At 65.2% G+C, this 12,926-nt stretch carries 13 protein-coding genes, 1 tRNA gene and 2 pseudogenes; 5 read left to right on the forward strand and 11 right to left on the reverse strand.

Features of this window, described 5'->3' with window-relative positions:
* Nucleotides 1–83: 83 nt before the first annotated feature.
* Nucleotides 84–986 carry a PhzF family phenazine biosynthesis protein gene (locus ACVDG8_RS32035; RefSeq protein ID WP_447252048.1) on the forward strand — a complete coding sequence of 301 codons (903 nt, stop codon included), beginning with the start codon at nucleotides 84–86 and terminating at the stop codon, nucleotides 984–986.
* 181 nt (nucleotides 987–1,167) lie between these two features.
* A tRNA-Lys gene (locus ACVDG8_RS32040) sits at nucleotides 1,168–1,243 on the forward strand.
* Between the two features lie 232 nt (nucleotides 1,244–1,475).
* Here the strand turns inward: ACVDG8_RS32040 and ACVDG8_RS32045 are convergent.
* Nucleotides 1,476–1,736, reverse strand: coding sequence for a hypothetical protein (locus ACVDG8_RS32045; RefSeq protein WP_447252049.1), 261 nt, complete (start codon nucleotides 1,734–1,736; stop codon nucleotides 1,476–1,478).
* A 686-nt stretch (nucleotides 1,737–2,422) separates the two neighbouring features.
* On the opposite strand from ACVDG8_RS32045, the gene tnpA reads away from it, so the two are divergent.
* Together tnpA and ACVDG8_RS32055 are read left to right on the forward strand one after the other, a co-directional pair.
* Nucleotides 2,423–2,851 (forward strand): IS200/IS605 family transposase, encoded by a 429-nt coding sequence (gene tnpA / locus ACVDG8_RS32050; RefSeq protein ID WP_447252050.1) that lies wholly within the window; start codon nucleotides 2,423–2,425, stop codon nucleotides 2,849–2,851.
* A 98-nt stretch (nucleotides 2,852–2,949) separates the two neighbouring features.
* Nucleotides 2,950–3,642, forward strand: coding sequence for an outer membrane protein (locus ACVDG8_RS32055; RefSeq protein WP_447252051.1), 693 nt, complete (start codon nucleotides 2,950–2,952; stop codon nucleotides 3,640–3,642).
* Nucleotides 3,643–3,748: 106 nt separating this feature from the next.
* On the opposite strand, the gene cobT is transcribed toward ACVDG8_RS32055, so the two are convergent.
* The 7 genes and pseudogenes from cobT to cbiE form a co-directional block, all read right to left on the reverse strand.
* Entirely contained in the window at nucleotides 3,749–4,759 is a 1,011-nt protein-coding gene (cobT, locus tag ACVDG8_RS32060) for a nicotinate-nucleotide--dimethylbenzimidazole phosphoribosyltransferase (protein WP_447252052.1), read from the reverse strand.
* A gap of 24 nt (nucleotides 4,760–4,783) precedes the next feature.
* A complete protein-coding gene (locus ACVDG8_RS32065; protein ID WP_447252053.1) occupies nucleotides 4,784–5,551 on the reverse strand; it encodes an adenosylcobinamide-GDP ribazoletransferase in 768 nt (255 codons plus the stop codon).
* Entirely contained in the window at nucleotides 5,548–6,864 is a 1,317-nt protein-coding gene (locus tag ACVDG8_RS32070; RefSeq protein WP_447252054.1) for a cobyrinate a,c-diamide synthase, read from the reverse strand. Before ACVDG8_RS32070 ends, ACVDG8_RS32065 begins: the two co-directional genes overlap by 4 nt.
* The gene (gene cobA, locus ACVDG8_RS32075) at nucleotides 6,861–7,676 is read right to left on the reverse strand and encodes a uroporphyrinogen-III C-methyltransferase (RefSeq protein ID WP_447252055.1); all 816 of its coding nucleotides are present in this window, start codon (nucleotides 7,674–7,676) and stop codon (nucleotides 6,861–6,863) included. Before cobA ends, ACVDG8_RS32070 begins: the two co-directional genes overlap by 4 nt.
* A pseudogene (cobM, locus tag ACVDG8_RS32080) lies at nucleotides 7,673–8,435 on the reverse strand (precorrin-4 C(11)-methyltransferase). Before cobM ends, cobA begins: the two are co-directional and overlap by 4 nt.
* Entirely contained in the window at nucleotides 8,432–8,770 is a 339-nt protein-coding gene (locus ACVDG8_RS32085; RefSeq protein WP_455707378.1) for a cobalamin biosynthesis protein, read from the reverse strand. Before ACVDG8_RS32085 ends, cobM begins: the two are co-directional and overlap by 4 nt.
* 42 nt (nucleotides 8,771–8,812) lie before the next feature.
* Nucleotides 8,813–10,054 (reverse strand): precorrin-6y C5,15-methyltransferase (decarboxylating) subunit CbiE, encoded by a 1,242-nt coding sequence (cbiE, locus tag ACVDG8_RS32090; protein ID WP_447252057.1) that lies wholly within the window; start codon nucleotides 10,052–10,054, stop codon nucleotides 8,813–8,815.
* A 1-nt stretch (nucleotide 10,055) separates the two neighbouring features.
* Here cbiE and ACVDG8_RS32095 point away from each other — a divergent pair, with 1 nt between their 5' ends.
* Nucleotides 10,056–10,823: a cobalt-precorrin-6A reductase gene (locus ACVDG8_RS32095; RefSeq protein WP_447257152.1), complete on the forward strand. Its 768-nt coding sequence runs from the start codon at nucleotides 10,056–10,058 to the stop codon at nucleotides 10,821–10,823.
* Here the strand turns inward: ACVDG8_RS32095 and ACVDG8_RS32100 are convergent.
* The 3 genes and pseudogenes from ACVDG8_RS32100 to ACVDG8_RS32110 all read right to left on the reverse strand — a co-directional run bounded on the left by ACVDG8_RS32100 (nucleotide 10,787) and on the right by ACVDG8_RS32110 (nucleotide 12,925).
* A complete protein-coding gene (locus tag ACVDG8_RS32100; RefSeq protein ID WP_447252058.1) occupies nucleotides 10,787–11,551 on the reverse strand; it encodes a precorrin-3B C(17)-methyltransferase in 765 nt (254 codons plus the stop codon). The genes ACVDG8_RS32095 and ACVDG8_RS32100 overlap by 37 nt on opposite strands.
* Nucleotides 11,548–12,296 (reverse strand): annotated as a pseudogene (locus ACVDG8_RS32105) (precorrin-2 C(20)-methyltransferase). Before ACVDG8_RS32105 ends, ACVDG8_RS32100 begins: the two are co-directional and overlap by 4 nt.
* The gene (locus tag ACVDG8_RS32110; RefSeq protein WP_447252060.1) at nucleotides 12,293–12,925 is read right to left on the reverse strand and encodes a precorrin-8X methylmutase; all 633 of its coding nucleotides are present in this window, start codon (nucleotides 12,923–12,925) and stop codon (nucleotides 12,293–12,295) included. The pseudogene ACVDG8_RS32105 and the gene ACVDG8_RS32110 overlap by 4 nt, the downstream one beginning before the upstream one ends.
* Between the last annotated feature and the right edge of the window lies 1 nt (nucleotide 12,926).

Genomic DNA, 12,926 nt, shown 5'->3' on the forward strand with positions numbered 1-12,926 from the left:
GCTTTCAGGTTCGAATTTCAAATTAAATTTCCCTCATGTTGGGATTGAGGCAGAAATTCGAAGCGAGGCGAAAGGTTTTCTCCATGGCGCGCAATTACTTGCTTTACGATGTGTTCACGACGGAGCGGCTGGCCGGCAATCCGCTCGCCGTGGTGCTCGACAGCGAGGGGCTCGATACGGCCGCCATGCAGGCGGTCGCGCGCGAGTTCAACCTGTCCGAGACGGTGTTCGTGCTGCCTGCCGACAGTCCCAAGCACCGCAACCGTATCCGCATCTTCACGCCCGACTATGAAATGCCTTTCGCGGGACATCCGACAGTCGGCGCCGCGATCGCGCTGGCCGAGTTGGCTGACGAAGGCGCCGGCATCTTTGTGCTGGAGGAGAATATCGGGCCAGTGCGCTGCGCGGTGAGCAAGCATGACGGTTCGACCTTCGCTGAATTCGATCTGGCGAAGCTGCCTGAACAGCTGGAACTCACGGCCGACGCACAATCAATCGGCGCGGCGCTTGGGCTGGCACCACACGAAATCGGCTTCGAGAATCACCGGGTCTCGTTCTGGTCGGCCGGGGTGCCTTATGTGACGATTCCGGTCGCTGGCCTCGAAGCGGCGGCCAAGATCAGGCTCGACAACCAGGCCTGGTCGGAACTCGCGCCGCGCAAGAGCGAATGGGCCTTCGCTAGCCCTTATGTCTATTGCCGCGAGACGGTGCATCACGACAGCGCCTTCCATGTGCGCATGATCGTGCCGGGCACGCCGTCTTACGAAGACCCGGCCACCGGTTCGGCGGCCGCCGCCTTTGCCGGCGCCATCATGCATTTCGACGCGCCGACAGACGGGACCTCGCGGCTCTGGATCGAGCAGGGGCTGGAAATGGGCCGGCCTTCCCGCATCCGGCTGGAACTCAATGTCGACGGCGGCAAGCTGGCCTCGGCGCGCATCGGCGGCCATGCGATCAAGGTGGCGGAAGGCAGGCTGTTCGTCTGAACGACAAGGGTTTTTTGCGTGAGCATGATCTTGTCCGAAAACCGGAATCCACTTTTTGCTGCGCTGACCTGCGGTTCGGGATCATGCCGGAGCGATTTGTCGGGAAATGATTCCGGCAGGGCTGGACAGGACCGGTATCGGCGGCTATATGCCCGCCAACGCCGGTTTTTGCCGGCCGAGTGGGTGCGTAGCTCAGTTGGTAGAGCAGCTGACTCTTAATCAGCGGGTCCACAGTTCAATCCTGTGCGCACCCACCAAATTTTCAAAAACTTGGTGGAAGACCTTGGTATCGGAGATGCGTTGTCGCGTCTTCGTCATGCGCCGGTTGCGGCGCCAGCCAGCCAAGGCCGGCGCCCGCTCGGACTGCGTTGTCGCCGCGAGGCGTGACGGCGCAGCGGGTCCCGGAGATTGGCAAGCCAAGCCAGAGCGCGGTCGAGCCGAACGGCGGCCGGCTTGCGGTTCCGCTCGCCGGAGGGCTTGAGCCGACTGCTATGGCGTCGTCTTGCTGAGGCTGGCCTTGAATTTGACCTTCATCGAGATCTGGCCGGTCACCGTGATCTGCGACCCGCCATAGCCGCCGAGATTGCGGTCGCGGCCGTTGATGTTCGTGGTCATGCCGGTGATCTCACAGGTGTCGGCAACCGTCTCGATCACCATCGCGCAGCTGCCGGCCGCGGCCTTGTAGAAGGAGCGAAGCGCTACCTGCTGCTGGGTACCGGCATCCTCGTCATCCTTGACCGGAAGGGTCATCGAAATCGACGACTGGATCCTTGCCGATCCATCCTCGCCAGGACGAAGCGGGCGAACAAACTGGTCTTGAGCAAGGGCGGGCAAAGCCGTCCCGGTAAGAAATGCAACAGTTATTAGGCTTTTCAAATACATTGCTTGATCTCCCAATGAGGCATCTGACGTCTCATGAAATGATCAAGATGACGTTATTTCGATGTTTCAACAGTGTTGAAATTTCGACAGAATTTATTTCTCCGACACACCAGTCCATCCTCGCTTGGCACGACAGCGCCGAGCCCACGATGTTGACCGCTAGGCAGGCGCCGGAGCCTCACCGAGCCACATGCCGAGATCGAGCAATGGCGGCAGGCCTCGTGCTCCGTGGCGGCGGTGGTCAGCCGCAGCCGACATATGGGCGGAAACGGCGCGGGTAAGCCGGTCTGGATAATGCGATGAGCCCAAGAGTCTGGAATAACGCCTATATTCTTATTTCTAGTGGTTCGATCTCAGATACCGATAGAACCGGTGCCACCTTCCGGCAATTGATCAAGCAATTTTCTGAATTTGTGGCAGAAAGGTTACATGGTTTGTTATGGAACTGAGCTAACCTGACCTACCGATTTTGTTTAGAGTCCCCGATAGGGGATCAGGAAACCCCACGCCTTTAGGCGGCTGGGATGGCGGCCTATCCGGTGTAGATTGGCCGGATGGAAGCGTACAAGCGCGGCAGCCACACGGTTTGGGACTGCAAGTATCACCTGATCTGGGTGACGAAGTATCGCTATGCGGTGCTAGGCGGTGATGTCGGCAACCGATGCCGGGAGTTGCTGCGCGAGACGGCGCAGGCGCATGAGATGGTGATTCACGCCGGATCGATCAATCGCGACCATGTGCACATGCTGGTGTCGATCCCGCCAAGCCTGTCGGTATCGCGCGCCGTGCAGCACCTGAAGGGGCGCAGTTCGCACAAGCTGCTGAGCGAGTTCGGGATATTGCGCAAGCGCTATTGGGGCCAGCACCTGTGGGCGAGGGGTTATTGGGTTGCCACAAGCGGCAATGTGACGGACGAGATGTGGATGGAATACATTACCAACCAGACACCGCCCGAACCCGACGACAACTTTAACGTGACATGAGTTTGCGCCCTGTCCGCCGGACGGCGGACCGATCCGGCTTTAAGCCGTAACCTGAAGCCACCGCCTTTTAGGCGGTGGAGCATTCACGGGAATGCTCGATGCGCGCGCTTAAGTTTGCCCTGCTTTCTTCGCTTGCGATTGCCAGCCCAGCGTTGGCGGCGGACCTTTCACCCCAACCGATTCAGCCCGTGGCCTATGATTGGTCCGGCATCTATGTGGGTGCACAGGCTGGGTACGTTTGGGGAAATTCAACTTACGACGGCGCGGGGTCCCCGGCGGGCCCGCCCTTCATCAGCACCTCCGTCGATCCCAAAGGCGCTTTTGGCGGTGCATTCGTAGGCTACAATTATCAGTTCGACGGCAACTATGTCGTCGGTGTTGAAGCGGATGCCAATTTCACCAACGCCAAGGGGGACGGCTCATTTACCGGAGCGCCTTCCACTGTCTTCCCAAGCAGTGATTTAAAATGGTTTGGGTCGGCACGCTTGCGTGCGGGCTATGCAGTCGATCGTTTCTTGCCGTTTGTAACTGCCGGTCTTGCTATCGGTCATTACTCCGGCGCATTCAATTTTCCAGGTGGGTCGATCGAGAACAGCGATACCATGGTTGGTTGGACGGCAGGCGCTGGACTTGAATATGCCGTCACCAACAATCTGATTGCGCGGGTCGAATACCGCTATTCCGACTATGGCCGCAAATCACAACCTGCGCCGTTCAACTTCCCTGGACAGCAAGCCAGGCTTGATCTGACCACCAACGATGTTCGCGTTGGACTAAGCTACAAGTTCTGATTTCGAACTGTCGCTCTTTCAAAACCCCGCCTGTGCGGGGTTTTTTATTGCGCAAATAGGCCTTAGGCGCGTCGTGGGGGCTGCCTCGCCACACCTTCGCAAGCGTTTATTTCTCCGACACACCGGCCTCGGCAAAACTTGCCATCCTGGCATGGCACTCCAGCGCCGAGCGCACGATGTTGACGGCCAGGCAGGCGCCGGAGCCTTCGCCAAGCCGCATGCCGAGATCGAGCAGCGGCGGCAGGCCGAGCGCTTCGAGCAGGCGGCGGTGGCCGGCTTCGGCCGAGACATGGGCGGCGACGGTGTGGGCAAGCCCGGTTGGGTGCAGCCGCGCCAGCGGTGCGACGGCCGCGGTGCAGACAAAGCCGTCGAGCAGCACCGGCACGTTGTTCTTGCGCGCGGCAAGCGTGGCGCCGAGGATGGCGGCAAGCTCGCGCCCGCCAAGGGCCGCGGCGATCTTCAACGGATCGGAAAGCGCCTCGGCATGGCGCTTCAGGCCCGCCTCGATGGCAACGACCTTGCGCTGCAGGCCGGCATCGTCGACGCCGGTGCCGCGCCCGGTCCATTTTTCAGCGCCACCGCCGAAAAGCGCCGTCGAGATCGCGGCCGCCGGCGTGGTGTTGCCGATGCCCATCTCGCCGAAGCAGACGAGGTCGAGATCCTCGGTCACGGCGTCGTAGCCGGCAGAGACGGCGGCGAGGAATGCCTTCTCGTCCATTGCCGGTACCTGCGTGAAATCGCCGGTCGGATGTTCCAGGTCGAGCGGGATGACATCGAGCCTGGCGCCGGCGATGCGGGCAAGCTGGTTGATGGCGGCGCCGCCGCCGGCGAAGTTGGCCACCATCTGTACCGTGACTTCCGACGGATAGGCCGACACGCCCTGGGCGGTGACGCCGTGATTGCCGGCAAAGACGAAGACCTTGACGTTGTCGAGCTTCGGCATGTCGCGACCCTGCCAGCGGCCGAGCCAGGCGGCGATCGTTTCCAGCCGGCCGAGGCTGCCCGGCGGCTTGGTCAGCGTGTCCTGGCGGCGGGCGACGGCAGCGGCGGCGGTATCGCTGCCGGTGGACAAATCCAGGCAGGCGGCACGAAGGTCTTCGAGGGATTTGAAAGGCATGAGGGCAAGATCTCCGAGAAAGAATCAGGACAGGCAGACGGAAGCGATAAGCAGGACCGCGATCTCGCCGAGCTGCTGCAGCGCGCCGATCGTGTCGCCGGTCTGGCCGCCGATCTGGCTGAGGCAGAGCGCACGGAAGGCGGCGAACAGCAGGCCGAGCAGGATGAGCGCGACAATGGCGCCGCCAAGCCCGAGCGCCAGCAGCGCCACGACGCCGAGCGCGGCGCCAATCGCGGCGGTCTCGACGCTGACGGCGCCGGCACCTGCCGACAGGCCATCGGCGCGGGCCGGCGGCAGAAGATGCATGAAGGCGCCGAATAGGCCGCGCGAGGCGGCATGGGCGGCGAGCAGCGCCAGGAAAACATGGCCGGGTCCAGTCAGTTGCGACAACGCGCTCCAGCGGATCAGCAGCGAGATGCCGAGCGCCGCTGCGCCATAAGCGCCGATGCGGCTGTCGCGCATGATCTCCAGCTTGCTGTCGCGCGTGCGACCGCCGCCGAAACCGTCGGCGATGTCGGAAAGACCATCCTCATGCAGGCAACCGGTGGCAAGCATGGTCGCGGCAAGCGTCAACGCCGCCGCCGGACCGGCGGCAAGACCGAGCTTAGAGGTGATCGCGTAGACGAGCGCGCCGATAACCGCCACGGCGAGACCGGCAAAGGGCGCGGCCCAGATCGCGTCGGCGAGGCTGCGGCCGCCGAAATCGCTCGACGGCAGCCTGAGCCGCGTGAAGAAGACCATGCTGAGGCCGATATCGTCGAGGAACTGGCGGGGCTCGGACAGGCGGCTCATGCACCCCTCGCTATGGCATGGAAGAAGGTGCCGCTGACGTGGCCACGCCGGTAGCCGGAGGCGCCGAGCGGATTGCCCTGGCCGTCGGCGAGGTCGGCCAGCGGCTCGTCATTGCCGGTAGCAAGCATTTGCGCGTAGTGGAATTCATGGCCACGGATAAGCGTGTCCTTTGGCCCCAAGGGGCAGTCGGCGCGAAGGCGCGCCTCGCGATAACCGAGGTTCATCTTGCGCCTGGCGAAGCTGGTCGAATGCCCGAGCAGGCCGAGCATCTTGTGACCGGTCCCGTCCGCGTCCTCCAGCGCCTCGCCCAGCACCATGAAGCCGCCGCACTCGCCATGGACCGGCTTGGTGGCCGAAAAGCGCGCCATGCCCGCCCGGAAATTGTCGGCGGCGGCCAGTTTGCCGGCATGCAGTTCGGGATAGCCGCCGGGCAGCCAGCAGACATCGCAGTCCTGCGCAGGCGCCTCATCGGCCAAAGGCGAGAAGGGCACGATCTCGGCGCCGGCCTTGCGCCAGTGCGTGGCGACATGCGGATAGAGGAAGGTGAAAGCGGCGTCTTCCGCCAGCGCGATGCGCTGCGCGGGCGGCTGCAAGGCACCCGCAAAGTCGCCGGGCAGGGGCTGGAGAGGTGTCGTCAGCGCGAGAATGGCGTCGATATCGAGCGATGCCTCGACCATGTCGGCCAGACGGTCGAGATGCGCCATCAGGTTTTCGTATTCGCCAGCCTGCACAAGACCGAGATGCCGTTCCGGCAGGTTGAGCGTCGGATCGCGCAGGATAGCGCCGACCACCGGCAGGCCGATCGCCTCGATGGCGTCGCCAGACAGGCGGCGGTGGCGTTCGCTGCCGAGCCGGTTGAGCACGACGCCGGCCATGCGCACGTCAGGATCGTACGTGGCAAAGCCCTTGGCGACGGCGGCGGCCGTGGTCGATTGTCCCGAAACGTCGAGGACCAGAAGGACCGGCAGGCCATAGAGCCGGGCGAGGTCGGCGGCTGAGCCCGAGCGGCCTTGCGGCGCCGGAATGCCATCGAACAGGCCCATCGCGCTTTCGAGGATGATGTAATCGGCGTCATCGGCTGCCTGCGCGGCCAATGCGTTGAGCAGGGCAGGCGGCATTGCCCAGCTGTCCAGATTGACGCCGGAGAGGCCGGTCGCGGCGGTATGGAAGCCGGGATCGATGTAATCAGGTCCGGATTTCGCGCCGCGCACTTTCAGGCCGCGCCGGGCAAGTGCGCGCAGCAGGCCGATGGTGACGCTGGTCTTGCCCGAGCCCGAGCGCGGCGCGCCGATGATGATCGCGCGTGCCGTCATGCTTCGCCTGCCAGTGCCGCGCGCATGGCAACGATGCCGCCGACGACGATCAATGCCGGCGATGCGAGGCCGGCCGCGGCTGCTTCCTCGGCAATGGTCGCAAGCGTGGCGACCAGGATGCGCTCCTGCGGCGTTGTCGCCGCGACAATGACCGCCGCCGGCGTCGACGGCGCCAGCCCGCCTTCGAGCAGTGCCGCGGCAATCAGCGGCAAATTGGCCATGCCCATATAGACGACGACCGGCTGTCCGGTGCGGGCGATCGCCGCCCAGTCGATGTCGTCATCGGTGCCGGCGGCATGGCCGGTGGCGAGGATGACGGCCTTATTGATGCCGCGCATGGTGGCGGGAATGCCGGTGGCGGCCAGTGCGCTGAGGCCTGAGGTCAGGCCGGAGAGCACCCGGAACGGAATTTCTTCCCGCGCCAAGGCCAGTGCCTCTTCGCCGCCGCGACCGAAGATGTAGGGGTCGCCGCCCTTGAGGCGCACGACACGACGGCCTTCGCGCGCCAGCTTCACGAGCAAAGCGGTGATGTCGTACTGCTTCATCGAGGGCTGGCCGCCGCGCTTTCCGGCGTAGAACAGCTCTGCGCCTTGGGCGACCGCCACCACATCGGGTGACACCAACGCGTCATAGACCAAGGCGTCGCATTGGCCGAGTGCTGCCAACACCTCCAGCGTCAGGCTGCCGGGATCGCCAGGGCCGGCGCCGGCCAGCCAGACATGACCGGGTTCCAACTCACGCGGCTTGAAGTTCAGCCGCGCCAGCGCTTGCTCGACCGAAGCCCGTCCGTTTGTATTGGCGCTGCCGTTCACAATCCGTCCCGTCCGCGAAAACGCCGCTGATAATGGGCGTCGTATAATGAGCTTTCGCCAAAATCCTGCGCTGCCAAGGCGCTGCCGACAAAGATGATCGCCGTGCGCTCCATCGGATTTTCCGCCAACTGCGCTTCGATGGTGCTGAGCGTTCCGGTCAGGATTCGCTCATCCGGCCAGGAAGCGCGAAAAACCACCGCGACCGGACAGTCGGCACCATAGAGCGGCGTCAGCTCGGCAACGACGCGGTCGATGACATGGATGGCAAGATGAATGGCAAGCGTGGCGCCGGTGCGGCCGAAGCCCGCCAGCGTTTCGCCGGGCGGCATTTTCGAGGCGCGGCCCGAAACGCGCGTCAGCACCAGGCTTTGCGCCAGCTCTGGAATGGTCAGCTCGCGCCGCAGCCGCCGCGGCGGCGGAAAAGGAGGGAACACCCGGCGTCAGCGTGTAGGGGATGCCATGCTTTTCCAGCCGCCTAATCTGCTCGGCAACGGCGCTCCAGACGGAAAGATCGCCGGAATGCAGGCGCGAGACATCCTGGCCTGCCTTGTGCGCGGCGACGTATTCGGCTTCGATCTCGTCAAGCGACATCGGCGCGGTGTCGATCAGCTTTGTGCCGGGCGCGCAATGCTCGAGCAGTTCCGGCGCCACGATCGAGCCGGCATAGAGGCACACCGGACAGGCGGCCAGCAGCCGGCTGCCGCGCAAGGTGATGAGGTCGGCGGCGCCCGGACCGGCGCCGATGAAATGTACGGTCATTCGGCGCCTCCGCCAAGCGCGATGGCGCAGGTTACGGGGCCAACCGCAGTGCGCGGCCCGAGCAGCTTTGCGCCCTTGCCGGCGGCGGCGAGCGCCGAGGCTTCCGAAACCGAGGGCGTGCCGGCCTGGGCCTGCGACACTTCCGATTTGCTGATCGTGCCCACCGACGCCGCGCGCAATGCGTCGTCGGTGACGACGATTACCGGAAGCGCAAGGTCGCGGCCTGCAATGAAGATTGCTTCCTCATTGCGTTTGACCTCGCCGGTTGCCAAGGCCGAAAGCGCGGTCAATGCCAGTCCATGCGCTTCGAGCGCGGTCTCGATGGCCGCATGCACGTCGCCAGCCCTCACCCTTGCGGCTGCCGATGCCCGCGACCATCATGGCTTCACCCAGCTCCATTGCAGCACCGGCATGGCCGGCCGCCAGGCTTGCATCGAACCGACCGGCGCCGCGCGGGAAAGCGCAATGCGGGTCAGGTCGCCGCCGCGCCTGTTGTACTGGTCGAGCAACAGTGCCTCCATCTCCAGCGTCACCGCATTGGCGACGAGCCGGCCGCCGGGGCGCAGCGCCTTGATCGCCTTCTCCAGCACACCGGCATCGCTGCCGCCGCCGCCGATGAAGATGGCGTCCGGCGTTTCCAGCTTGGCGAATGCCTCGGGCGCCGCGCCCTCGACAACGACAAGGCCGGGCACGCCGCAATGGGAAGCATTGCGGGCGATGCGTACGGCGCGCTCGCTGTTGGCTTCGATGGCAATGGCACGCATCGAGGTGTCGGCCAGCATCCATTCGATGCCGATCGAGCCGGAGCCGGCGCCGATGTCCCACAACAACTCGCCGCGCCTTGGCGCCAGCGCCGAGAGCGTGATAGCGCGGATTTCGCGCTTGGTAATCTGGCCGTCATGCTCGAACAGATGGTCGGCGAGGCCGACGGTCAACGGCAGGATGCGCGCATCCGGTGTGGATTCAATGTCGAGCGCCAGCACGTTGAGCGGATTGATGTTTTTCAGGTCGAAAGCATCGGCGCGCGCGGTGCGACGCGTTTCATCCGGACCGCCGAGAGCTTCAAGGACCGTCAATCGCGATGGGCCGAAGCCGAGTTCCGCCAGCAGCCCGGCGATGGCAGCCGGGGCGTCGCCGTCGGAGGTCAGCGCGAGGATACGGGCGGCTGGATGGAGCAGGGGACGGATCAGGTCGATCGAATGGCCATGCAGCGAGATGGTTTCGACATCCTGCAGGGCCCAGCCGAGCCGCGATGCCGCCAGCGAAAGCGATGAGGGTGACGGCAGGACCCGCATATGCTCCGGCTTCACCTTGCGTGCCAGCGTCACCCCGACGCCGTGGAAGAAAGGGTCGCTGGAGGCAAGCACGCAGACATCCTTGCCCGCAAGCGCCAGCACGTCGCGCATCTCGGCGTCGAAGGGCGTCGGCCACGCGCGTGCTTCGCCCTTGGCGAGGGACGCGACGAGCGCAAGGTGCCGCTTGCCGCCGAAGACGACTTCGGCTCGCGCTATGCGCTGCTTGGCCTCGTCGCCGAGACCCGCTACACCGTCCTCGCCGATGCCAACGATGGTGAGCCACCTTGAGGCGGTCTTAGCGGCGCGCGGATCCTTAGCAGGCATGATGACCCACCCTATCCTGATCCTCGGCGGCACCACGGAAGCCCGGCAGTTGGCCGCAAGGCTGGCGCGTCGCGCGGATTTCTCGGTCACGCTGTCGCTTGCCGGCCGCACCGAGAGCCCGGTCGCGCAAGGCGCGCCGGTGCGCGTCGGCGGCTTTGGCGGCGCGCACGGTCTGGCCACCTATCTCAGTGATCACAAGGTCGGCCTGCTGATCGACGCCACACATCCATATGCTGCCCGCATCTCGGCCAACGCCGCCGAAGCCGCCAGGCAGGCCAGAGTGCCGATCCTTGCCTTGCGACGCCCCGGTTGGGAACCAGTTGCGGGCGATCGTTGGACGCTGGTGGACAGCGTCGCCGAAGCGGCGAAGGCGCTGGGCAAGGCCTCGCGCCACGTGTTCCTGGCGATCGGCCGGCAGGAGGCTGGAGCCTTCGAGTCCGCGCCGCAGCACCGCTACCTCATCCGCAGCGTCGATCCGGTCGAGCCGAAGCTGGCGGTGCCCGACGCGCACTATCTTCTGGCGCGCGGACCGTTCCCGGAATTGGACGAGCGTGCCTTGCTCGAAAGCAACGGCATCGACGTGGTCGTTTCGAAGAACAGCGGTGGCGAGGCCACCTATGGCAAGATCGCAGCGGCGCGGGCGCTCGGTATCGAAGTGATCATGATCCGCCGCCCGACTTTGCCGTACGTGCCGTCGGCCGAAACCGTCGATCAACTGGCCGCGCAGGTCGATCATCTTTTCGCGCCCGTTGCCGAACGCGGCGTGTAGACCAGGGCGGACTTGTCGCCACGTTTGATGATGCGGGTCTCGGGTGAGCCGATGATGACGCAGGTCGCCATGTCGGCCTTGTCCGCATCGGCATCCGCAAGCAGAAAAACCTCGATGCGCTCGTCGGGCCGGCCGGCGGCGCGGCCGAAGATCACCGGTGTGGTGCCTGGCAGGATGGCTTTCAGGCACTCGAAGGCGCGGCCGAGTTGCCAGGGGCGCGCCTTGCTGATCGGGTTGTAGAGCGCGATGACGAAGCCGGCGCCGGCAGCCGCCAGCAAACGCAGTTCGATCAGGTCCCAGGGCTTCAGATTGTCGGAGAGCGAGATGGCGCAGAAATCATGCCCAAGCGGCGCGCCGATGCGGGCGGCGACCGCAAGCATGGCGGTGACACCGGGAACGACGGCGAGATCGACCGAGCGCCATTCGGCCGGACCGGCTTCGATCGCCTCGCAGACGGCGGCGGCCATGGCGAAGACGCCGGGATCGCCACCCGACACGACGGCGACGTTGTGACCTTCGGCGGCTTTCGTCAGGGCTTCGTTGGAGCGAGCAAACTCTTCGCGGTTGTCGGAGGCGATGCGGGTCTGGTCCGCCCTTAGATCGAGCCGGTCGAGATAGGGTTTGTAGCCGTAGAAGAACGTAGCCTCGGCCACCGCATGGCTTGCCTGCGGCGTGACCTGGTCGGCATTGCCGGGGCCGAGACCGATGACGGTAAGGCGGCCGCTCATGATTTGGCTCCGGGGCGCGCCGTCCATCCGGCGACGAGCACGATGGCGAAGTAAGGCGCCTTGTCGTCCGGCTTTTCGGCGAGCCGCATCGAGACGCTGCCCGCCATGGTGCCGCGCTCGACATAGACGGCCTTGGCCAGCTTGCCGGCGGCTTCCAGCGCGCGCCTGATCTTGGGCAGGTTACGGCCGACCTTCATGATGACGGCGGCATCGGTGTCGGCCAGCCGGCGGGTCAGCTCGAACTCGCTCATCGTGCCGGGCAGCACGGTCAGCACATCGTCGCCCTGGACGATCGGCACGCCGGTCTGCGACCAGCAGCCGGACATGGCGGTGATGCCGGGAATGACCTCGGTCGGGAAGCGGTACGCCAGGCGCACATGCAGGTGCATGTAGGAGCCGTAGAAGAGCGGGTCTCCTCGGACAGCACCGCCACCATCCTGCCGGCGTCGAGATGCTCGGCGACCTGTTCGGCGGACTGCTCGTAGAAATCGGTGATCTGCGAGCGGTAGTCGTCGTGATCCTTGTCGATCTCCGTCGTCACCGGATAGAGCAGCGGCAGCTCGACCATATCCGGCCGGAAGCGCGCCTCGACGATGGCGCGCGCATTGCTGTTGTTGCCGCGCTTGGCGAAATAGGCGACGACGTCGGCTTCCGCCAGCACCCGCGCGGCCTTCAGCGTCAGAAGCTCCGGATCTCCGGGCCCGGTGCCGACGCCGACAAGCCTGCCTTTTGGAAGCGCGTTCACAGGCCGGGCCTCGCCAGCGAATTCAGCGCGGCCGCGGTCATGGCGCTGCCGCCAAGCCTGCCGCGCACGATGGCGTAAGGCACGCCGTAGGAATTCTCGGCCAGCGCATCCTTGGATTCGGCCGCACCGACAAAGCCGACCGGCATGCCGATGATCGCGGCCGGCTTGGGCGCACCGTCGCGCAGTTTTTCGAGCAGGTAGAAAAGCGCCGTCGGCGCGTTGCCGATGGCGACGACCGAGCCGGCCATGCGCGCGCGCCAGAGGTCGATCGCGGCGGCCGAGCGGGTGTTGCCGATTTCCCTGGCGATGTCGTGCGTGCGCGGGTCACGCAGCGTGCAGATCACCTCGTTGCCGGCCGGCAGGCGGGCGCGGGTGACGCCATGCGAAACCATCTCGGCGTCGCAGAAGATCGGCGCGCCGGCGGCAAGGGCCTTGCGCGCGGCGGCCACGAAATCGCTGGAGAAGACGAAATGGCTGGCGGCCTCGACCTGGCCGCAGGCATGGATCATGCGGACGGCGACGTCGGCCTCGGCTTCCGAGAAGCGCTTGAGGTCCGCCTCGGCTCGGATGATGGCGAAAGAGCGCTCGTAGATCGCGTTGCCGTCATGGATATAGTCGTAGGCGGCCATT

Source organism: Mesorhizobium sp. ORM8.1 (genome assembly GCF_053005525.2).

Excerpts from the sequence above, each read along its gene's own strand:
- ACVDG8_RS32035 (WP_447252048.1), top strand. The coding sequence starts at position 84 with ATGGCGCGCAATTACTTGCTTTACGATGTGTTCACGACGGAGCGGCTG.
- ACVDG8_RS32045 (WP_447252049.1), bottom strand. The coding sequence starts at position 1,736 with ATGACCCTTCCGGTCAAGGATGACGAGGATGCCGGTACCCAGCAGCAG.
- tnpA (WP_447252050.1), top strand. The coding sequence starts at position 2,423 with ATGGAAGCGTACAAGCGCGGCAGCCACACGGTTTGGGACTGCAAGTAT.
- ACVDG8_RS32055 (WP_447252051.1), top strand. The coding sequence starts at position 2,950 with ATGCGCGCGCTTAAGTTTGCCCTGCTTTCTTCGCTTGCGATTGCCAGC.
- cobT (WP_447252052.1), bottom strand. The coding sequence starts at position 4,759 with ATGCCTTTCAAATCCCTCGAAGACCTTCGTGCCGCCTGCCTGGATTTG.
- ACVDG8_RS32065 (WP_447252053.1), bottom strand. The coding sequence starts at position 5,551 with ATGAGCCGCCTGTCCGAGCCCCGCCAGTTCCTCGACGATATCGGCCTC.
- ACVDG8_RS32070 (WP_447252054.1), bottom strand. The coding sequence starts at position 6,864 with ATGACGGCACGCGCGATCATCATCGGCGCGCCGCGCTCGGGCTCGGGC.
- cbiE (WP_447252057.1), bottom strand. The coding sequence starts at position 10,054 with ATGCCTGCTAAGGATCCGCGCGCCGCTAAGACCGCCTCAAGGTGGCTC.
- ACVDG8_RS32095 (WP_447257152.1), top strand. The coding sequence starts at position 10,056 with ATGACCCACCCTATCCTGATCCTCGGCGGCACCACGGAAGCCCGGCAG.
- ACVDG8_RS32100 (WP_447252058.1), bottom strand. The coding sequence starts at position 11,551 with ATGAGCGGCCGCCTTACCGTCATCGGTCTCGGCCCCGGCAATGCCGAC.
- ACVDG8_RS32110 (WP_447252060.1), bottom strand. The coding sequence starts at position 12,925 with ATGGCCGCCTACGACTATATCCATGACGGCAACGCGATCTACGAGCGC.